21 protein-coding genes are annotated in these 19,829 nt (G+C 44.1%); 7 read left to right on the top strand and 14 right to left on the bottom strand.

Annotated elements, in window-relative coordinates:
• Positions 1-47 precede the first annotated feature (47 nt).
• From MUP17_04060 to MUP17_04050, 3 genes are read left to right on the top strand one after another with little or no spacing between them, the layout of a single operon-like run.
• Positions 48-413 carry a PspC domain-containing protein gene (locus MUP17_04060; protein ID MCJ7458148.1) on the top strand — a complete coding sequence of 122 codons (366 nt, stop codon included), beginning with the start codon at positions 48-50 and terminating at the stop codon, positions 411-413.
• Between the two features lie 28 nt (positions 414-441).
• On the top strand, positions 442-1,356 hold the full coding sequence (locus tag MUP17_04055; protein MCJ7458147.1) for a DUF5668 domain-containing protein: 915 nt from the start codon (positions 442-444) through the stop codon (positions 1,354-1,356).
• 9 nt (positions 1,357-1,365) lie between these two features.
• Complete coding sequence (locus MUP17_04050) at positions 1,366-2,160, top strand: basic amino acid ABC transporter substrate-binding protein (GenBank protein ID MCJ7458146.1); 795 nt, start codon at positions 1,366-1,368, stop codon at positions 2,158-2,160.
• A 39-nt stretch (positions 2,161-2,199) separates the two neighbouring features.
• Here the strand turns inward: MUP17_04050 and MUP17_04045 are convergent, their stop codons facing one another.
• On the bottom strand, positions 2,200-2,406 hold the full coding sequence (locus tag MUP17_04045; GenBank protein MCJ7458145.1) for a hypothetical protein: 207 nt from the start codon (positions 2,404-2,406) through the stop codon (positions 2,200-2,202).
• Positions 2,407-2,475: 69 nt separating this feature from the next.
• Entirely contained in the window at positions 2,476-2,988 is a 513-nt protein-coding gene (locus tag MUP17_04040; GenBank protein MCJ7458144.1) for a hypothetical protein, read from the bottom strand.
• A 314-nt stretch (positions 2,989-3,302) separates the two neighbouring features.
• Between MUP17_04040 and MUP17_04035 the strand changes: the two genes are divergently transcribed.
• On the top strand, positions 3,303-3,998 hold the full coding sequence (locus tag MUP17_04035; protein MCJ7458143.1) for an amino acid ABC transporter permease: 696 nt from the start codon (positions 3,303-3,305) through the stop codon (positions 3,996-3,998).
• 179 nt (positions 3,999-4,177) lie between these two features.
• Positions 4,178-4,903: an amino acid ABC transporter ATP-binding protein gene (locus MUP17_04030; GenBank protein ID MCJ7458142.1), complete on the top strand. Its 726-nt coding sequence runs from the start codon at positions 4,178-4,180 to the stop codon at positions 4,901-4,903.
• A gap of 242 nt (positions 4,904-5,145) precedes the next feature.
• Here the strand turns inward: MUP17_04030 and MUP17_04025 are convergent, their stop codons facing one another.
• The 6 genes from MUP17_04025 to MUP17_04000 form a co-directional block, all read right to left on the bottom strand.
• A complete protein-coding gene (locus MUP17_04025; GenBank protein MCJ7458141.1) occupies positions 5,146-5,838 on the bottom strand; it encodes a periplasmic heavy metal sensor in 693 nt (230 codons plus the stop codon).
• Between the two features lie 22 nt (positions 5,839-5,860).
• Positions 5,861-6,373, bottom strand: coding sequence for a periplasmic heavy metal sensor (locus tag MUP17_04020; GenBank protein ID MCJ7458140.1), 513 nt, complete (start codon positions 6,371-6,373; stop codon positions 5,861-5,863).
• Positions 6,370-6,990 carry a zf-HC2 domain-containing protein gene (locus MUP17_04015; GenBank protein MCJ7458139.1) on the bottom strand — a complete coding sequence of 207 codons (621 nt, stop codon included), beginning with the start codon at positions 6,988-6,990 and terminating at the stop codon, positions 6,370-6,372. Before MUP17_04015 ends, MUP17_04020 begins: the two co-directional genes overlap by 4 nt.
• 15 nt (positions 6,991-7,005) lie before the next feature.
• Positions 7,006-7,581: a sigma-70 family RNA polymerase sigma factor gene (locus MUP17_04010; protein MCJ7458138.1), complete on the bottom strand. Its 576-nt coding sequence runs from the start codon at positions 7,579-7,581 to the stop codon at positions 7,006-7,008.
• Positions 7,582-7,683: 102 nt separating this feature from the next.
• A complete protein-coding gene (locus MUP17_04005) occupies positions 7,684-8,712 on the bottom strand; it encodes a rod shape-determining protein (protein ID MCJ7458137.1) in 1,029 nt (342 codons plus the stop codon).
• A 51-nt stretch (positions 8,713-8,763) separates the two neighbouring features.
• Positions 8,764-9,774 (bottom strand): HD domain-containing protein, encoded by a 1,011-nt coding sequence (locus tag MUP17_04000; GenBank protein ID MCJ7458136.1) that lies wholly within the window; start codon positions 9,772-9,774, stop codon positions 8,764-8,766.
• Positions 9,775-10,002: 228 nt separating this feature from the next.
• Here MUP17_04000 and MUP17_03995 point away from each other — a divergent pair, with 228 nt between their 5' ends.
• Together MUP17_03995 and lptG are read left to right on the top strand one after the other, a co-directional pair.
• Positions 10,003-11,376, top strand: coding sequence for an LptF/LptG family permease (locus tag MUP17_03995; GenBank protein ID MCJ7458135.1), 1,374 nt, complete (start codon positions 10,003-10,005; stop codon positions 11,374-11,376).
• A gap of 134 nt (positions 11,377-11,510) precedes the next feature.
• Positions 11,511-12,596: an LPS export ABC transporter permease LptG gene (gene lptG / locus MUP17_03990; GenBank protein ID MCJ7458134.1), complete on the top strand. Its 1,086-nt coding sequence runs from the start codon at positions 11,511-11,513 to the stop codon at positions 12,594-12,596.
• 71 nt (positions 12,597-12,667) lie between these two features.
• On the opposite strand, the gene MUP17_03985 is transcribed toward lptG, so the two are convergent.
• From MUP17_03985 to MUP17_03960, 6 genes are all read right to left on the bottom strand, one after another.
• Positions 12,668-14,110 carry an ATP-binding protein gene (locus tag MUP17_03985; GenBank protein MCJ7458133.1) on the bottom strand — a complete coding sequence of 481 codons (1,443 nt, stop codon included), beginning with the start codon at positions 14,108-14,110 and terminating at the stop codon, positions 12,668-12,670.
• A 668-nt stretch (positions 14,111-14,778) separates the two neighbouring features.
• Positions 14,779-16,035, bottom strand: coding sequence for an adenosylhomocysteinase (ahcY, locus tag MUP17_03980; GenBank protein ID MCJ7458132.1), 1,257 nt, complete (start codon positions 16,033-16,035; stop codon positions 14,779-14,781).
• Between the two features lie 118 nt (positions 16,036-16,153).
• Positions 16,154-17,314 (bottom strand): methionine adenosyltransferase, encoded by a 1,161-nt coding sequence (gene metK / locus MUP17_03975; protein MCJ7458131.1) that lies wholly within the window; start codon positions 17,312-17,314, stop codon positions 16,154-16,156.
• A gap of 70 nt (positions 17,315-17,384) precedes the next feature.
• Positions 17,385-18,362 (bottom strand): sugar phosphate nucleotidyltransferase, encoded by a 978-nt coding sequence (locus MUP17_03970; GenBank protein MCJ7458130.1) that lies wholly within the window; start codon positions 18,360-18,362, stop codon positions 17,385-17,387.
• 18 nt (positions 18,363-18,380) lie between these two features.
• Positions 18,381-18,986 (bottom strand): hypothetical protein, encoded by a 606-nt coding sequence (locus tag MUP17_03965; protein MCJ7458129.1) that lies wholly within the window; start codon positions 18,984-18,986, stop codon positions 18,381-18,383.
• On the bottom strand, positions 18,983-19,825 hold the full coding sequence (locus tag MUP17_03960; GenBank protein ID MCJ7458128.1) for a hypothetical protein: 843 nt from the start codon (positions 19,823-19,825) through the stop codon (positions 18,983-18,985). The genes MUP17_03965 and MUP17_03960 overlap by 4 nt, the downstream gene beginning before the upstream one ends.
• Between the last annotated feature and the right edge of the window lie 4 nt (positions 19,826-19,829).

The following is a 19,829-nucleotide window of genomic DNA, read 5'->3' as shown; positions in this document are numbered from 1 at the left end:
ACCGAGGAGCTAACAGGCTCGTATTAGGAAGAAAAAAAGAGGTAGAGATGGACAAAAAACTTTATCGTTCCACAAAAAATTCGACGATCGCTGGGGTCTGCGGCGGCATAGGGGAATATCTGAATATTGACCCTACCATAGTCCGCCTGTTTGCAGTCCTTTTGATCTTTGCTGAAGGGATTGGGATAATCCTTTATCTTATCGCCTGGATAATCATGCCCCGGGCAGAGGCAGTTGAGGGTGAGACCGTGAGCCAGAAAGAGTCTGAGACAAAAAAATATTTACCAGGCTTAATTCTCATCGGGGTAGGCATCCTGTTTTTGCTTAATAATTTCATCCCCTGGTTCCACTTTCATTTCATCTGGCCGGTGATCCTTATAATCCTGGGGCTTTTCCTTTTGATCCGGGCTTAAATCTAGAACCAGTTTGACAGGAGGAAATATGACAGTTTCCAGAATAAGGAATGGGGTCATCTTGCTTTCAGTCGGCATAGTTTTACTTTTGAACAACCTGGATTACGTCGACTGGTCAGTTTGGGTTTCCATTTTATCTCTATGGCCGGTCCTGCTAATTGCCATCGGGATAGAAAAAATCTTTGCCAGAACCTCTTTGAGCTTCTTAGCATACCTTTCTCCAATTTTACTCCTGATTGCGATTCTGGGTCCGGCTTATTACTTTTATAATAACGAGAGAGACAACATTACTTACGAGGGTAAGAGATTTCGATGGGAAAAAGAAATGGTACCTGCTGTCAAAAAAGGGTTCGCGACCTTCGATTTCAAGGCTGGTACCCTGAAAACCAATGCCAGCCAGGATAAGCTGGCTCTGGCTGAACTGGACTACTGGAGGAGAGTGCCCCTCTGTTTTTACAACTACTCTGATAAAGACAGTATAGTCAGGCTGGAGATAAAGGACCAGGACCATTTCTGGAGGGGTTGGTTTAAGCCCGGAATCAAGAGCAGGCACCAGTGGGACGTTTTTCTTTCTGATAAAATCCCCTGGGACCTGGAGATCGAGAACTCGGTGATGAATGGAGACCTTGATTTCTCCGGATTGATTCTGGAGAATTTATCAGTGAACCTGGATGCCAGCTCCCTCAAAATCAAATTAGGAAATAAATCCAGGAACCTGAAGGTTAAGATAGATTCAGATGTCTCCAGACTGGAGCTTTTACTTCCGAAAGATGCCGGTTTGAAAATTGAGAACCGGTCTTCTTTAAGCTCAACCAACTTTGAGGATATCTCTGTTAATCATGAGAGAAAAAGCTACTGGACCTCTAATTACGATTCCTCTCCTTCAAAGATCGAGATCTCCATTCATGGAGATGTCTCTTCACTCAAAGTCATAGGTTATTAATCCTGAACTATGCTAAATCGGTTCAAAGTTTTCGGAACATTTGTTATTTTTGTCTGGCTTTTCATCCTTCTGTTCTCTTTTGATTGTTCTAAAGAAAAACCGGATGCCTTTTCCAGAATGATGAAGGAGAAAAAGCTTCTGGTGGGAACAGATGCCACTTATCCTCCTTTTGAGTCTAAGGATAAAACTGGCAAGCTCGTAGGTTACGATATAGACCTGATGGATGAAATCTGCGACAAGTTAGGGGTCAAGTGCGAATATGTAGTAGTTCCCTTTGACGGCATAGTCTCCGGTTTAAACAGCGAAAAATATGATGCCATCATTTCCTCATTTACCATCACACCGGAAAGGGAACAGGTTATAGATTTCTCCAAACCGTATTACCATGCCAGCCAGTCGATCTCGGTAAGACTTGACCGGCAGGACATTAATTCTCTGACTGACCTAAAGGGGAAGAAAATCGGAGTTCAGTTAGGCACAACCGGCGAGCTTTTAGCTAAAAAGGTAGAAGGTGCTGAAGTCATCTCTTTCGACAATATCAGTGCGGCTTTTATCGATTTAGAGAATGGTAAATTAGATGCCATAATCAATGATAAGCCCACATCTCAGCGGATAATAGCCTTCCGCGGAAATGCAAAGATAGTGGGAACAGACCTCTCCTCAGAGAACTATGGCATTGCAGTAAGAAAAGGGGAAATAAGATTATTAGACGCAATAAATAACGCCCTCATCTCTTTAGAGCTTTCTGGCAAATTAGAAAACCTCAATAATAAGTGGTTCTCAGTTCAGACCAGGATACAATAGATGTAGGGGCACGGCGCGCCGTGCCCCTACCATTAACGATCAATTCTCTTTTTCAATTTTCACGTCAATATATTTTACCTTACAGCTCAGACAGACATGCTTTATATCTTTCTTGCCAGCAAAAACGATAAGCAAATGAGCCTGGTAGAAAACTTCGTGGCAGAAATAGCAAATCCCTCCATCCATTTCTGAGAACTCAGTCCCGCATTGGCTGCATTTAAAAGGGGTGATGACTTTGCTAATCATAGGGTAAAACCTCAAGTAAATTGAGGGTAGTAGACCAACTCTGCTTGCGTGTGACCTTAGCCCCCACAGCTAACGAAAAACGCGATTTGTAAATATATTTATGCCTTCCAACTCTTTATTTTCGTTTAATTCTAATCCCAACTCAGTAGCAACTTTCTTTATTTCTACAGAGAGATCTTCGGGTGAATGTATTCTGCTATTTATCAATACACCAGAGAAATCATGACTCGTCTCTATTTCTACTTTGACTAATTTTGTCATGGACCTCCATTCCTCCTGCCAAATTCTCCAGCTTTTAGTTTTGAATATGCTGGCGAAAGGGTTGGGAATCTTCTTACCGAGAAAGCCATAAACCGCCTTTTCATCCTTTTCATCAATTAATCTGAACACACTATCTGCTTTCGTTGGATGTCCTTCGTCTCTCAGGATAACAAGTTTCTTATCTTTAGAGATGTGTACCCATAGCCTATCTCTGAAATCAAAATCATGTTTTATATCGATAGGCCTAAGGCCGACCATACACTCCGTTATTTCACCCTTTTTCCAACAGTAAAACTCGTTTTTCTTGAAACGAAGAGCCATATTATCTCCTAAAGTTGCATCAAGCAGGGAACGACCCTATGGTTGTCGCATATTAATTATCGACAGATTCAATTATGGCTCTTAATCAATTTGGGATTCGATAAATCTAGCTTTTTGTAGGGGCGTATTGCAATACTCCCCTACGCCATTTTATTCGTCTGGTCAGCCGACCCTACGGCGCATCTGAAATTGGAGTGCATTAGCTTGTTAATGCAAGAGCAAGCTCTTGCACTCCAGAAAAAACACCCAACATTCCCCTTGACTTCTTTTGCCCATTCTTTAAATTCCCGACAACGTTAGGAGCCTTTCTTAATATGTTCCTGCAGCAAATAGTCAATTGGATTTCATTTCAGCTTCATATCCTGAAAAATATCCTTTTTTTCCTTGCCCCAGCAATACCGATGACCATCAAGCTAACCCTGGTGGCTTTTGCTTTAGCTCTGATTTTAGGACTCTTGATAGGTTTAGCCCGGTTATCGCAGAGAGGTTTAATCAAAGCTTTATCCAAAATCTATGTGGATGTGTTGAGAGGGATTCCGCTTTTGGTTCAGATCTTCTTCATCTATTTCGGCCTGGGCAAGGTTCTTAATTTAGACCGCTTTTTGGCAGGCGTTATCGCCATTGCAGTATGTTACTCAGCTTATCTGGCAGAGATAATAAGAACTGGTATCCAGGCAATTCACAAAGGTCAGTACCAGGCAGCCCTATCTTTGGGAATGACACCTTACCAGACAATGAGATTTGTGATCCTGCCTCAGTCTTTAAGGATCATAGTCCCGCCAGTGGCAAACGAGTTCATAGCATCCCTGAAAGATAGCTCCCTTGTTTCTATTATAGGATTAAGGGAGTTAACCCGAGCAGGCAGGGAATACTACTCCCAGCATTTTATAGATTTCCAGACCTGGCTGGTGGTGGGCATAATTTATTTGATAATGACCTTGAGCTTATCCAGATTGGTCTCCTATCTGGAGAAAAAATATAGGGTGCATGGCTATGGAATACCGCATTGATTAGTTTATGAATCGAGTAGGGGCAGAGTTTATCTCTGCCCAAGTGCAGGGGTGGAGACAAGCTCCACCCCTACGCGGTATGTGCCAAAATATGATCCTGCTCCCCGAGGGATGTTATCATCCCGAGGATTAGCGACGGGGATGATAACATCCCCTTAGAGCGTGGGTATGCATTTATGATCATTCAGACTAAAGAAATCAGCAAAAGATTTGGCGAAATCATTGCCCTGGAGGGGGTCAATTTTGGGGTCGAATCAGGTGAGGTGGTGGTTATAATCGGACCCTCAGGTTCTGGCAAAAGCACCCTGCTCAGGTGTCTGAATGGTTTGGAGAAAACAGATTCCGGCGAAATCATAATCGATGGGATAAGATTAGACAAGGATAAAAAAAGCATCCATAAGGTCAGAGAGGAATTGGGAATGGTATTTCAGGAATTCAATCTTTTCCCTCATCTTTCAGTGTTAGGAAATCTTTGTTTAGCCCAGGAGGCCGTGCGTAAAAGGAGTAAACCGGATTCCGAGAAAATCTCTCTGGAGCTTTTAAAAAAAGTGGGGCTTCTGGACAAAAAAAACTCATTTCCCAACCAGCTTTCAGGCGGGCAACAGCAGAGAGTAGCCATTGCCCGAGCCTTGGCTATGAATCCCAAGATAATGCTATTCGATGAGCCAACCTCGGCTTTAGACCCGGAGATGATAGGCGAGGTCTTGGAGGTCATGAAAAATCTCGCTAAGGAGGGTATGACCATGCTGGTGGTAACTCACGAGATCGGGTTTGCCCGGGAGGTGGCGAAAAGGATAATCTTTATGGATCAGGGCAAAATCATCGAAGAAGGAAAAACCCAAGACATCTTAAACTCACCCCAAAACCCACGAACAATAGCTTTTTTGAGTAAGGTACTGAAGTGACTTTTAGATAATCTGTAGGGGCGACCCGCCGGGTCGCCCCTACCTTAGTCCTAACCTGAGAAAAGTAGACCTACGTTGCCCGCAATGTGGGTCAATCGTTTCTGTAAGGGCAGATTGCAATGTGCCCTTACTTGTCTGTCGTCCAACCGGAGACAGACTAAAAGTCTGTCCTACCATGTATAAAAAACGAAGAGCCCCCTAAGGGGGCTCCTTTAGAAAAATAGAAGAAGTGAATGGGGTGCTTAGTGCAATTCTTCGGGTAGAGGCGCTTCATCCGGTAAAGGTTGAAATTCTTCCATAGGCGGTGCTGGTTCGACCTCATCAAACAAAGGGGCAAGCTCTTCCTCCATTAATGCCTGTTCCGGATCTACAGGTGGCTCTTCAGGAGCAATGGAGAGTTCCATTTCCTCCTCTTGAGTTAAAGGCGAAGGTGCTGCCTCTTCGGAAAGAGGTCCCATTCCCATCCCCTGCCTCTGGAATCTCTGTGACCTTCCCTCATTTAATTTTATTCTTTTCCGTATTACTTTTCGGTCGAATGCACGGTGCAGTCTTCTTTCTCTGAAGCTCTGAATCTGCTCTTTGGTCAGAACGTCTCTAAAAGCCATCAGCTGGTCGACTTTAGCCTTCTCCAGCTTGGTCCTCAAAGCTCCTATCTCATCCAATTTCCTATTAATTTTAGCTTTGTCAAGCTTCTCCTGATGCAAAAGCTCTCTTAACTCCAGGTTGGCAATCTCCAGGTCAGAATGGAGCCGAATTTCTTCTTTTCTCCCCTCGAAAGCAATGCTCTTAACTTTTTCCTTATGCTCCGGAGAAAGGCCCAAACCTGATTTAGAAGGTTTCTCCCTCTCGGTCATTTGAGAGAAAACTAAACCTGTCGTAAGAAACAGGAAAGCCAGTATTACGACAGAAAGCATGGTCAGTTTCTTTAGACTCATTATCTTTTCACCTCCTTAATTTTTATTGTTCAAATCCTCTTTTTCCTCGGTACTGTCTGATTATCTCCATCATCCTTTTTTCAAATCTATCCTCAAACAGCAGAAGTTTTACCTGCTGCTCCAACGTCAGGATCTCTTTTGTTTTTTCTCTGAACCTTTGCTGGACTTCTTCCAATTGGACCCTCTCTTTTTCTAACTGTCTCAAGATATCTTTTATTTTGCCTTCATCCGGTTTCTCTTCTCCTAAAACTGCTTCCAGCGACTTCAAAAGGTCTTCCCTTTTTTCCCTGAAGATCTTCTGCGCTTTCTGCATCTCTCTCCAGGCAGGTAAAAATTTATCCGATTGTTCCTGGGACAAATCCAGAACCTCTAACATCTTCCACATCTTCATAGTCTCGATCTCTTCCCTTAACCTTTCCCTTTTACCTTCCTCCGGGAAAGGTCGAGCAGGAGGTCTTTGAGCGTGAACTGCTTGAGCAGTCAAGACAAAAATAAAGACCAGGAAGAGCATCCCTGAGAGCTTAAGCTTTTTCATAAAATCTCCCTTTTGAATTTTGTTTTTTCTAAGTCTTTCTTTAGATTTTCCAGTTGTTTTAAATCCAGTTCTTCTAAAGCCTCTTCCTTTCCCCCCTTATCCCAATTATTTTTTTCCAACTCTATCTCTGCCAGAGCCAATTTATCTCTGTCGGTTTCTGAAAAAAGTTTACTGGCCGAGCTTTCATTACCTGCTTCTGCATAGAAAAGCTGGTCTATTTTCTCGCCTTCAGCCGGCAAGAGGTAACTGTATGGCTCTTGGCTGGATTTAAACATAACCCTTTGGTCTTCCTTAAACAAAAAGATACCTAATAACAAGACCAGTGCCAGGCTGACGATTCCTCCAGCTATTTTCAACCTTGGAATAGGAACAAGAGTGGCTCCCTGGCCTTTCTCGATTTTTGCTCTGACCCCAGGCACAAAATTAACCCAGGATGCCTCATCCGGCTCATAGGCACTCTCATTTTTCAGTAATTCAAAGGTTGAACTGATTTTTTGCAGCTCTTTTTGACAGTCTGAGCAGATCTCCAGATGGCTCTGAACTAAATTCCTCTCCTCAGGGGAGATAGAGTTCTCATAATAATCTACCAGCTTAACCTGTATGTTTTTACATCTCATAATTTTCGCCTATTTCTATTCCATAAAACCGGCTAAAGATTTTTTGAGCTTTTTTACAGCCTGAAAATAATTAGCTTTAATGGTGCCTTCGCTTTTGTCCAGGATTTTAGCTATCTCCGAATGGGGCAATTCCTGATAATGCCTTAATATGAACACCGTCCTTTGCTTACCGGGCAGATTCAGCACCGCCTGATCTATAGCCTTGTCAAGCTCCTTTTGTTCAAGGTCTTTAAGAGGGGAATCAGAGGACAAAACCGGTTGAGTCAAATCCTCCAAAAGGATAAAAGACCTGAACCTATCTCTTTGAGTAAAATTCAAACACAGGTTCACAGCTATCCGGTAAAGCCAGGTTGAAAAGCTTGCTTCCTCTCTGAAATCTTTTAAGGAACGATACGCCTTCACAAAAGCCTCCTGGGCTAAGTCCATAGCATCTTCTCTGTTGCGAACCATTTTCAAGACCAGATTGAAAATCCTTTGCTTGTACAGGTTGACCAGCTCGTTATAAGCCTTTTCCTCTCCGTGCTTAAACCTCCGAACTAACTCCCGGACGATCTCCTCGTTCATCTTCTGGTTTTCTATTTTATTTGACACTGGCAAACCCTGAAAGTTTAATCAAAAAATAAAGGGCAAACCAGAGTTTACCCTTCTTAGAAATACTGGACACTGATCACTGACCACTTAAAACTATCTTTATCAGTCTTTTTTACTCTTTATCAAAACCTTGGAGTAAAAAGGAAGATTATCCAGGACCTTTCCTGTCCCGCGCGCCACACAGGTCAGGGGGTCATCCGCCACAATTACTGCCAGATTGGTCTCATGCCTTAATCTTTTATCCAACCCTTTAAGCAAAGCCCCGCCCCCGGTAACGATTATCCCCCGGTCCAAAATATCTGAGGCTAACTCCGGCGGGGTCTGTTCTAACGCTTGTCTTACTGCCTCGACTATAGATTCCACCGGCTCGCTTAAAGCCTCCCTTATCTGAACTGAGCTGATCTTTATGGTCTTGGGAATCCCAGCAATCAGGTCTCTTCCCTTTATCTCCATCACCTCTTCGGTTTCCAGGGGGAAGGCTGAGCCGATTTTGATCTTGATCTCCTCTGCGGTTCTCTCTCCTATCAAAAGGTTGTAATTCTTTTTGAGATAGAGGACTATGGCTTCATCCATCTCATCCCCGCCAATCCGGATGGAGATATTATTGACTATCCCGTTCAAGGCGATGACTGCAATCTCTGAAGTTCCTCCGCCTATGTCAATGACCATGCTTCCGGTGGGCTGGTCCACTGGCAATCCTACGCCGATAGCAGCTGCCATCGGCTCCTGGATTAAAAAAACTTCTCTGGCACCTGCATTCTCGGCTGAATCCCTGACCGCCCTTTTCTCCACCTCGGTGATCCCTGAGGGAACTGAGATGACGATTCTGGGCTTCATCAGGTAGCGGTGTCTGACCACTCTCTTAATAAAATCTGATAAAAGTTTTTCCGTGGTCTCGAAATCAGCAATCACCCCATCTTTTAAAGGTCTTATTGCTACTATCTCTCCCGGAGTCCGGCCTATCATCTCCTTGGCAGCAGTTCCCACTGCTAAGACTTTTTTAGAAGATACCTCTAACGCAACCACAGAAGGTTCATTTAATACAATCCCCTCACCCCTGACGAATACTAAGGTGTTGGCTGTGCCTAAATCTATCCCTATATCGTTAGATATAAAATCAAAAAAACCCATTCCTCCTCCTCAATGGCTTTTTAGATTTGTGCATTGGGAAAGCCGTTCCGTTTATGTAGAATCATTGGCTTTCTCTTCTTCCAAAGGGGATGAGACGGTTTTGTTCATCTCCTCTCCCAAATAGATATATCGGCGAATTAGGGGAATCCAATCGCTCCATTTTTTCCCGGTTTTCCCCTGCAGGGTCTCCCTTTTGATTATCTCGGAAAATGCTCCGGCTTTAGCGTCCATCTCATCTGCATAGTGTAAGATTATCGCCTCTATAGTTTGAGGCACCACCGGTGAAGCAAGCTCTAACTCCCCCTGATGTGACAGGATCAGATGCCTTAGCTCTAAAGCTAAATTCTCCGGAAAGCCCTCGATCTTTTTGATCTTCTGATAAACCAGCTCATCTCCGGACACGATATGGCCTAAAAGCCTGCCTTCATCTGTATAATCTACGAAACCGGCAATCGAATAGGTGTAGATTTTACCGATGTCGTGCAGCAGAGCACCGGTAAGGAGCAGGTCTCTGTCTACCAGTTCGTACAGGTCAGCCGCTTTCTCGCAAAACTCAGCCACCTTTAAAGTATGTTCCAAAAGCCCGCCTAAATAGGAATGATGCCAGAGCTTGGCGGCAGGTGCGATTTTAAGTTTCCGGGTCAATTTCTCATCTTCCAAAATCACGCCCAGAAGTTTCTTTAGATGCTGGTTTTTTATCTTCTCGGTTTTTTTCAGGAAATTTTCAAAGAGCATCCCTAGGTCCATCTCCGATTTGGGAAGGAAATCCAGAGGATCCTCTTCACCTTCCTTAGCCTTTCTCAGCTTTTCGACCTTTATCTCCAGACCTTCTCGATAGGTTACTGTCATTCCCTTAACCTTAACGATATCCCCGGGTTCAGCCTCAGCATACGATTCCTCAACATTCTCGAATAGAACAGCATCAATTCTGCCTGTGGAATCCCCTAATTCTAACTTCAGGTATTTTTGCCCGTTAAACGGCTTGATCTCTTTTTTTCTGAGCACAAAGAAGTCGGTAACCTCGGTGCCAGGCTTTAGGTCTTTTATCCAGATATTTTTCATCGATCAACAATTTTGTTAATAATATCGAAATAGCCGAACAAAAGTCAAGAACAAAATAGTTGTTAATGAAACGGTTTCTGCTTATATTTAAAAAAAAATCTGGAGTGAGTCGTAGAAAAGTTGGTAGCCGCAACCTTCAGGCTGCGTGAACACCTGACAAAGATAAGAACGCAGACATAAAGTCTGCGGCTACCCGGAGGACGAAATTCAGGAAAATCGGTTGAACCAATGCCCATAATTTATCGCTACATCTTAAAAGAGCATATAGGACCTTTCTTTTTTGGCTTAGCCATAATTACCTTTGTCCTGATAATGGATTTTCTCTTAGAGCTGCTCAATTTGATAATTGGAAAAGGGGTGAGCTTGCTGATTGTTCTTCAGGCGTTTGCCTTGAATTTAGCCTGGATGTTAGCCCTGTCTATTCCTATGGCGGTCTTAGTCTCTACTCTGATGGCTTTTGGAAGACTCTCTCAGGACAACGAGATAACTGCTTTGAAGGCTTCAGGAGTAAGCCTTTATCGTATCGTCTTTTCCCCTCTTCTTTTCTCTCTTATTTTGACTTTGGGTTTGATCTACTTCAACGATAGAATTCTGCCTGAGGCAAATCACCGGGCACGTATTTTGATGTCTGAGCTTCACCAGATAAAACCGACTTTGATCCTCAAAGAAAATAGGTTCATAGACGAGATCCCTGGCTATCATATTTTGATTAAAAAGATCAATCCCGGAAATAACGAGATCTCAGATATAACTATCTATGAAAAGGTAGAAGGACCATTTCCCAGGACCATTCTCGCCCAGAAGGGAAAAATTGAGTTCTCTCAGGATAGAAGCACCTTGATTTTAAACTTAGAAAAAGGTGAAGTACATGAGGCAGATCAGAACGAGCCAGGGAGGTATCGCCGCATAAGCTTCGAAAAACAGACCATCTATATCCCGAACGTTGAGGGAAAGTTTATCCAGGCAGGCTCTAATTACCGCACCGACCGGGAGATGAACATCCGAATGATGTCTGAGCAGGTCAGGAATATAGAAAAAAGCACGGACTCAGAGCTGGGCAGCCTGAATAAGCTCGCAGAAGACAGAATATCTGAGGTTTTTGGCAGAAAAATCGTTTCATCTCCGGCCTCCAACCCTTCAAATGAAAAAGAGGTTTTGACCAGCATTTTTTTCAAAAATCAAAACTTTTTTTATCAGCTTCAGATGGAAACCCAGAACCTTTTCTCTCAGGAAAAGGATAAAAATTCGTACCTGGTCGAAATAGAGAAGAAGTACTCGATTCCCTTCGCCTGTCTGGTGTTTGTCCTGATAGGGGCGCCTTTGGGAATTATGTCCCGGAGAGGGAATATGGCAGTGGGGTTGGGACTCTCCTTAGTCTTCTTTGTATTATACTGGGCTTTCCTGATAGGAGGAGAGGAACTGGCAGACCGGCTTTATATTTCACCCTTCTGGGCAATGTGGTCAGCCAATATCCTCTTAGCCTTAGCCGGAACTTACATTCTGGTAAGATCGACTAAGGAGATGACCTTTATCTCCTGGAAATGGGCTGAGAGATTTATCCCGAAAAAGTTTAGAAAAGTTCTTTTCGGGACTGACCTCTAAAAGGGTTTTACTTGAAAGACTCTGAGAAAAAACTTCTTGAAGAAAACTTGGAGTGTAAACCTTGAGGTTTACCTATAATAAAATAAGCCAAAGTCTCAAGACTTTGAGGTTTTATACTCTACGAGACCTTCTCTATGCAGATTTTAGATAGATATTTGTTGAAACAGTTCCTCTACGTCCTTTTTTTCGCGCTCCTGTCTTTCTGGATAATCTTCTTGATAGTGGACGTGGTGGAGCATATAGATACTTTCATCGACCAGCACGCCTCCTTGAGTTCAATCATCAAATATTATATTTTCTTTTCGCCTTACATATTTGTTCTGGTTTTGCCCATTGCCATGCTTTTGTCCTCCCTTTTCTCTTTAGGACTCCTCTCCAGGCAGAACGAGCTTTTAGCCTTGAAATCCTCGGGGGTAAGCCTATACCGAATCCTTTTCCCGCTTCTTGGATTAGCTCTGGTCATGAGTTTTCTGGTGATGATGGCTGGGAATTATCTGATCCCTTACACCAATCGGCTCAGCCGGAAAATTCATTCCAGGGAGATAGAGAAAAAAGCCAATCTCGGTGAAACGATGTACAATGATGTCTACCTGCAGACTGAAAACCAGCAGATTCTGTATCTGAACCATTACAATAGCCAGAACAGAACAGGCGAAGGGGTATTATTTCAGACTTTCAAGGATAACCAGATGAAAGAGGAGATCCGCGCAGAAAAGATCATCTGGGGAGGAAACGGCTGGATATTCTTTAAGGGAAGCCAGAGGATCTTCTCTGATTCCTCTTTATCTCCTGAAAAATATTTACCTTTTGAACGGACACTGAGGTTTGATCTAAAGATTAAACCTGAGGTCTTAACCCGGGAGCAGAAATTGCCTGAAGAGATGAGCTACCAGGAGCTTAAAAACTATGTCCTGCTCAAGCAGAAAACCGGGCAGGACGTCGCCGCAGAAAAAACCGATCTTTATTTGAAAATCTCTTTCCCTTTAGCCAATCTGGTCATAGTCCTTTTCGGCTGCACCCTGGCAACCAGCCCCAGGAGATCAGGATTGGCTTTGAGCTTTGCCTTCAGCCTGGCGATATGTTTTGTCTATTATACTTTTTTAAGGATCGGACAGTCCTTTGGCTACTCCCATAAATTTTCACCTCTTTTAGCCGCCTGGATCTCCAACCTGGTCTTCGGAATTGTAGGATTGGTGCTTTTGTTCAAAGCGAAGAAGTAGTCGCAAAAAATGTAGGGACAGAACAGTGTTCTGTCCCTACAGAAAAAAACTATTGAACCCAAAAGGGTTGACTAATCTTTTGCAAAGGCATCTTTCAAAAGTCTGCTCTGTCTTTCAAAAGCTTTGCGCGGATCAGGTGGGGATTTCATCAAGGAGATCTCTTGGGTCAAAAGGCGGGCAACGTGCATAGTGTGAGTCTTCATGTTTTTCACTTGCCTTTGATACAAAGGGTGATCGCGGTTAACAAAAATGGTGACCCCCTCAGTCATGCATTCTGGTCCATCTGGTCCAAAGTGATCCAGACAGCAAGTGATGCCGGTCTTTCCCATCTTTAACCTTTGCACAACAGCATTTGGTGTGAGCTGGGAAACCATCGGTTTTTTCTCTTCCTTTTTCCTTGTTCCTTTTTCCTTTTTTGATTTTTCGCCAATGGTCTCTTCTTTAGCTTTTCCTTTTTTCTTGACCATTCCAGCCTCTCCCAGTCCTCCGGCCTCAAAAGCAACCGGCAGGATTCCCTCCGGTGCGAACTCAGGATTTTGGGCTAAGGCATCCTGAACTCTATGCAGAGCTTCTCTTAAAGCCCTTCTGGTTGACCTGTTGTCTCTTTCTTCTTTCAATCTTCCTAATTGTTTTTTAACGCTCTCCATCACCTCGTAGAAGGCTTTATATTCTTCCGAATCCAGAATGAAATTAGTCCGCGAGCTGGAGATTGGCAGGAAGTCAGCGTCAACCTCCCCTCTAATTCGAGCGATATCTTTGCCCCAAGATTCCATCCCGAAAAACTCTCTTTTGATGGTAACCTGTTTGACCTTGCATTCTATTCCCAGTTCCTCGGGGGTCGCTTTAGCTTCTGGCAAAATAATTATCTCTCCGTGTACTGGTCCGAATTTGGTCCCTTCCAAAAATGGAACTCGCCTGCCTGGGGTATACCTGGCTCTGACTCTCATGCCATTCAGATAAACTTTAAATTGTGGATCCCGAATGGGACAGCTTTCCACAATTCTCTGTTCCACCAGATTGGGATCAAATCGTTTTCTCAGTTTTGATAAAATCACCGTGGTTCCATCCCCCCGCTCGGGATCATAGGGTGGTGTCTCTAAAGGTAGTTGCCAGCTATCGCCACTTTTTTCCCAGTCTTTTTTATCAAAGGTAACTTTAGCCGCAAAACCTTGACATTGAGTATGAACTTCAAAAACATCGCAGGCGGAAAGGGTGGCAAATTTACCTATGCCAAACTGGCCGATTCGATCTCTTCCCAGTTTAGGAGATCTGGTGTGTAATTTCTTTTCTGGTGAACCGATGTTAAAATACTGCTTCAATCCTTCAAGGTCCATTCCCGTTCCATTGTCCTCAACCGCGATGGCATCCGGAGTTAAGGCGATCTTGACCTCGGTGGCATCCGCATCATAGGTATTGTTAACCAGCTCTCGAATTAACTCGATGCTCTCAGTATAAAGCTTTTCTCCGATGGTAATGATATGAGCTTTGTCAACGGTAATGGGCAAGGTTTTCATTTGGTCACCTTCGGTTTAAATTATAATAAGATAAAATTCTGGTGTCAATAAAAAAACGCCCGACGTCCCGCTAAAACGGGGCCGGGCGTTACGGATGCCAAAACCGGTATACCCATCTTGCCCACAAGATGGGTTTTAGCGTAGCGTTGCCACTCCTGTGGCAACGGTGAATACCAAACCGGTATCCCCACCTTGCCCACAAGGTGGGGTGATCAAATGTAGAGGAAGGCCTCAAGGTCTTGAGACTTCAGCCTTCCATTTTTTGGAGTGCATCCCGCCTTGGCGGGGTGCATGCATCCATATGGATGCACTCCATAATGGAGGTCTGATCCCGCCAAAGGCGGGACCGCTACATTCTTTTCTTACCCAAAAAGAACTAATTTCCAAAAAAGAGACGCATGCAATGCGTCTCTACTTCAACTCTAAGTTGGTTCGGGAATAGGATTTCCCGAACCAATCTAATTACTTGCGGGAATTCCAATTCCCGCACGAACAAGAGACGCATGGCTATGTGTCTTTACAATGAATGTAGGGGCGAACCCCCGTGTTCGCCCAAATTAAAAGGGCAGGCACGGGGGCCTGCCCCTACAAAAAAATCGCCCGACACAAAGGTCGGGCGTTACGGATTTTTTTAATCCCTTGAACTATTGAACCATTAAACTTTTATTTTAAGTTCCCATTTCCCAGGAAGCCAGATACTTTTTCTGTTCCGGGGTCAATTTATCTATTTTAATCCCCATCGACTGTAATTTTAACCGGGCGATCTCGGAATCGATTTTTTCCGGCACCACGTAGACTTTCCTCTGTAGAGTCTTTCCTGACTTGACCAGGTATTCAACTGAAAGCGCCTGGTTGGCAAAGCTCATATCCATAACCACAGCCGGATGTCCTTCAGCAGCAGAGAGATTAATCAGTCTTCCTTCGGCTAAAAGATTTATCTTTTTTCCATTTTTCAAAGTATATTCATCCACAAACTCCCTGACTTTTCTTTTCCCCTTGGACATCTTCTTTAAGCCCGGAATATCTATCTCCACGTTGAAATGCCCGGAATTGCAGATCACGGCATTATCTTTCATTATCCTGAAATGTTCCGGGCGGAGAACGTTGATGTCTCCGGTCAGGGTGCAGAAGACATCTCCGATCTTAGCTGCTTCTGACATAGGCATAACTCTGAAACCATCCATCGTGGCTTCTATTGCCTTCAAATAATCGACTTCGGTCACGATCACGTCTGCACCCATCCCCTTGGCTCTAAGGGCAAAACCTCTTCCACACCAGCCATAACCTGCCACCACTACTTTGGAGCCGGCTAATAGGAAATTGGTTGCCCTTATGATTCCGTCTATGGTGGACTGGCCTGTCCCGTACCGGTTATCGAAAAAATATTTGGTTTTGGAATCGTTCACAGCTATGATGGGATACTTTAAAACTCCATCTCTCTGCATACTTCTCAGGCGAAGGACTCCGGTTGTGGTCTCCTCTGTTCCTCCGATGACATTTTTTATCAGGTCTTTCCTTTTTGACTGCAGGGTGGAGACTAAATCTGCGCCATCATCCATAGTCATATCCGGCTTTATATCCAGGGCTGAGTTGATATGTTGGTAATACACCCTATTATTTTCACCCTTGATTGAGAAAGTCGGTATCTTGAAATCCTGAACCAGGGAGGAGGCAACATCATCCTGTGTCGATAAAGGGTTGGAGGCACACAAAACCACCTCAGCTCCACCTGCTTTTAAAGTATCCATCAGATTGGCAGTTTCCGTGGTAACGTGCAAGCAGGCTGAGATTTTAAATCCTCGCAGGGGCTTTTCCTTTCTGAACCTTTCCCGGATCATCCTTAAAACCGGCATATTTTTCTCCGCCCACTCGATCCTTAATCTGCCTTGTTTTGACAATTTCAAATCTTTGACGTCATATTTCATTTTTGCTCCTTTGTTTTAAGTAGATAGTAGGTAGTAGACAGCATATAGGGCACATTCTCCACCCTATCTTTTTTCCCCTGTCTACTGTATACTGTCTACTTTTTTCCCTTTTGAGCGTTTAAGCATCTTTTTTTAAATCTTCTATCTTATCTAATCTTTCCCACGTGAACTCAGGTTCGGTTCTGCCGAAATGTCCGTAAGCCGCGGTTTTCAGATAGATGGGTCTTCTTAAGTCCAGCATCTCGATCATTCCCTTGGGTGTAAGTTGAAAATGCTTCTTGATCAAGCTGACCAGACGGGAGTTGGGAATTTTGGCAGTTCCATAAGTATCAGCCATAACCGATACCGGCTCAGGCACGCCTATGGCATAAGCGAGCTGAACTGCACATTTCTGAGCCAAGCCTGCGGCCACGATATTTTTGGCAATATACCTTGCCATATAGGAAGCAGATCGGTCCACTTTGGTAGGATCCTTGCCGGAAAAAGCGCCTCCACCGTGTGGAGCCATTCCACCATACGTGTCCACGATGATTTTACGACCGGTCATGCCAGTATCTGATTGGGGACCTCCGATGACGAACTTTCCGGTCGGGTTGACCAGGTACTTGGTCTTCCCATCGGCCAAATTCCCTATGACCGGCTTCACTATGTTCTCGATAATCTCCTGCCTGGCTTTCTCCGTAATCTTCTTACCGGTCTTATCAAGGATATCTTCAGTATGCTGGGAAGATAAAACCACACAATCGACCCGATGTGGAGCGTTATTTTTGTATTCCACTGTGACCTGAGACTTGCCGTCCGGACCCAGATAATTTAAAATCCTCTTTTTTCTGACCTCAGCCTGCCTCCGGCAAAGCTTATGGGCTAAAGAGATCGACATCGGCATAAGCTCAGGTGTCTCATCGCAGGCATAACCGACCATGAATCCCTGATCCCCTGCTCCACCTACATCTACGCCCTGTGCGATGTCAGGAGATTGAGACCCTATGGCATTAAGAACTGCGCAGGTCTCGTAGTTGAAACCATATTTAGAATGAGTATATCCGATGTCCTTGATCAGATTTCTGGTCAATCCGGCGATATCCACATAACCGGTGGTGGTGATTTCACCCCCGACTATGACCAATCCCACAGTGATGAAGGTCTCACAGGCAACCCTTCCAGTTGGGTCCTGCCTTATCACCTCATCTAAGACTGCGTCCGAGATCTGGTCGCACACCTTATCCGGATGCCCCTCAGTAACCGATTCCGAGGTAAAGAAATAATCTTTCTTCTCCATCTTCAATCCTTTCTTTTTTTATCTTTTCCCTGCCTACTGTTTGCTGTTTGCTGTCCACTGTCTACTTTTCTTAATCCAGTCCTACTTCTGACGAATCTCCCACATACAGTTTCTGAAACTTCCCCAGTACCCGTGAGTTATTTCCAACTAAAGAAGAATCTAACAAACAGTGACAGACTTCAGATTTCTCTCCTACAATAGAATTTTTTATGAAAGAATTGCGAATGATCGCACATTCTCCAATCGAGACGTAAGGACCTATAACTGATTTCTCTATAAGGTAGTTTTTCGGTAAGTAAACCGGTGGAATAATCACGCTTCCATTTACGTCTCTTGATTTTTTAATCTTAGAAAGAAGGTGCCGGTTGGTCTCCAAAAGTGTTTCTGGTTTTCCGCAGTCGAACCAGCCATCCACATCGAAAGTGCGGAATCTCACACCTTTATCGATCATAAGCTGCAGGGCATCAGTAAGCTGATATTCTCCCTTGGTGCGTATCCCCTCGTTAATGATCTCCCCCAGTGCCTTTTTCAACAGGTCCCCGCTCCTGAAGTAATAGACCCCTACTAAAGCTTTTTTGCTGGTTGGACGGTCCGGCTTTTCGATTAATCTTGAAGCATATCCGTTCTTGAGTTCCACTATACCGAATCTTTTCGGGTCGTCTACCTCTTTTATACCTAAGGCATCGTGGTTTTCTTTTGTGACCTGTTTGAGGTTCATCTCGAAAACTGTATCCCCTAAGATAATCAAAAGAGGCTCACCCCTTTTCACGGATCTGGTGGCTAAATAAACTGCATAGCCCAGTCCTTTTAACTCTTTTTGCTTTATGAAAGATGATTTGAACTTGTAGTTTTTCCGCACATAATCTATGATCTTTTCGCCCATAAACCCGATCACGAAGATCACCTCGTCTATCTTTAACCCTTTCAAGCCATCCAAGACGTGCCCTAAGATCGGTTTGCCTGCCACGTGCAGCAAAACTTTGGGCGCAGTATGGGTAAGGGGTCTCAGCCTGGAGCCTATTCCGGCTACTGGAATTATGACCTTCATAGTCTTCTAAAATAATCTTTATTTAATAATATGCAACCAATTTGTCAAAAGAAATTGCGCCCTGCCGATTAAAAGCGAGACCCTTGCCATAACCGTATATCCAAACGAGGCGCCAAATGAGATCATTATAAACCAGATTCCGAGTTTCGCTACCGCGCCTAAGGCACCTTTATGCTCCTTGGAAAAGTAGAAGTAAATCAGGGTGGAGATGACCCCCAGCACCATCACTAACCCGGACAAAGAGACTACGTTTACGAACGTACTCCTGGTCTGAGGCAGGATCAGCCCGTGAAGCTGTCTGATCAGGGAGATACCAGCAGTATTCCCCACCACAAAGGCTAAGGAAAACCTGGAAAGCCAGGAGACCTTTGAAAAAAACCGGGTGAACATTAAAAGGCCTAAAATTCCAGGGATGATCAGAAGATACTGTCTCTCGTTGAACAGCGGAGTCCAGAGCTGCTGTTTGATGACCGAATGCCAGATCAGACCGACATAATAGCCGGCTGAGATTCCGGCGAAAACATGCTCTGCCAGCTTGTAGAAAGGGTTATCCTTGTACAGAAAGCTGTAAAGGGACAAGGTAAAGAAAGCAGCCAGAGTTGTCCCAAAGAATTCCCAACTCATTTTGAAGCCTCTTTTTTCCTGGTGGCAAAATATCCTAAGTTTCCTAAGACCACAAAAAATATTATTGCAAAATGAATGATCGACTGGGAGTCCATCCCGCGCATGGCTCTGCCCAGGTTTGAGGTAAGCTTCTCGTATTCGGCTGCCCCTTTCATCCCTCCTAAAAGACCCACCAGCTGCTTGGTCTGCAGAAAAGAATAACACTTGGGTGCCATCACTGCGGTAACCCCTGCCCCCATCGGGGTTCCGAACTGGGCATTGACTAAGGAGACCCAGTAATCCACAGTGGCATTGTCAGAGACTATAAAGATAAAATCTACATCTTTGTAGTTTTTTACCCTCTGCATCAAGGGCAAGGTCTCCAACTTGTTGCCATAAGCATCAGATGGGAAAATATCAGCAATCCTCCTGCCCATACCTAACATCACCGCCTGATATCCATACTTATAACCTAAGTTGACGTAATCTACTCCATATTTTTTATCATATTCCCTGGCTACATTTTTAACCACGTTCTCCATCACCGAAAGTGCTCCTAAAGGAATAGTGGTTACAGTTACGACCTTAACATTTTTCCTGAAAAGCTGTCTTAAAACCGCATAGGACATCGGCTCAGTTTCAGGCAGAGTAGAAGGATAGTAGTCGAAAGTCAAAAGGACAACCGAGCCCTCCTTCAGGCTTTCTACTTTATTATATAAGTCCAAAGAAGGCTGGGTAACCCCCAAGGGCAAGCCCAGAGGGAAAATAAGAGGCAAAATTACCGCCACGCCGATCAAAAGGAAGATATACCTTCGATCCAGTGCCTTAAGAGAAGAGAATATTTTTAAAAAGGAGTTCATCTTT

The organism is Candidatus Zixiibacteriota bacterium (genome assembly GCA_022865345.1).
GTDB lineage: Bacteria > Zixibacteria > MSB-5A5 > MSB-5A5 > RBG-16-43-9 > RBG-16-43-9.
The sequence above is the reverse complement of the archived record's forward strand: the minus strand, read 5'-3'. Positions and strand labels throughout refer to the sequence as shown.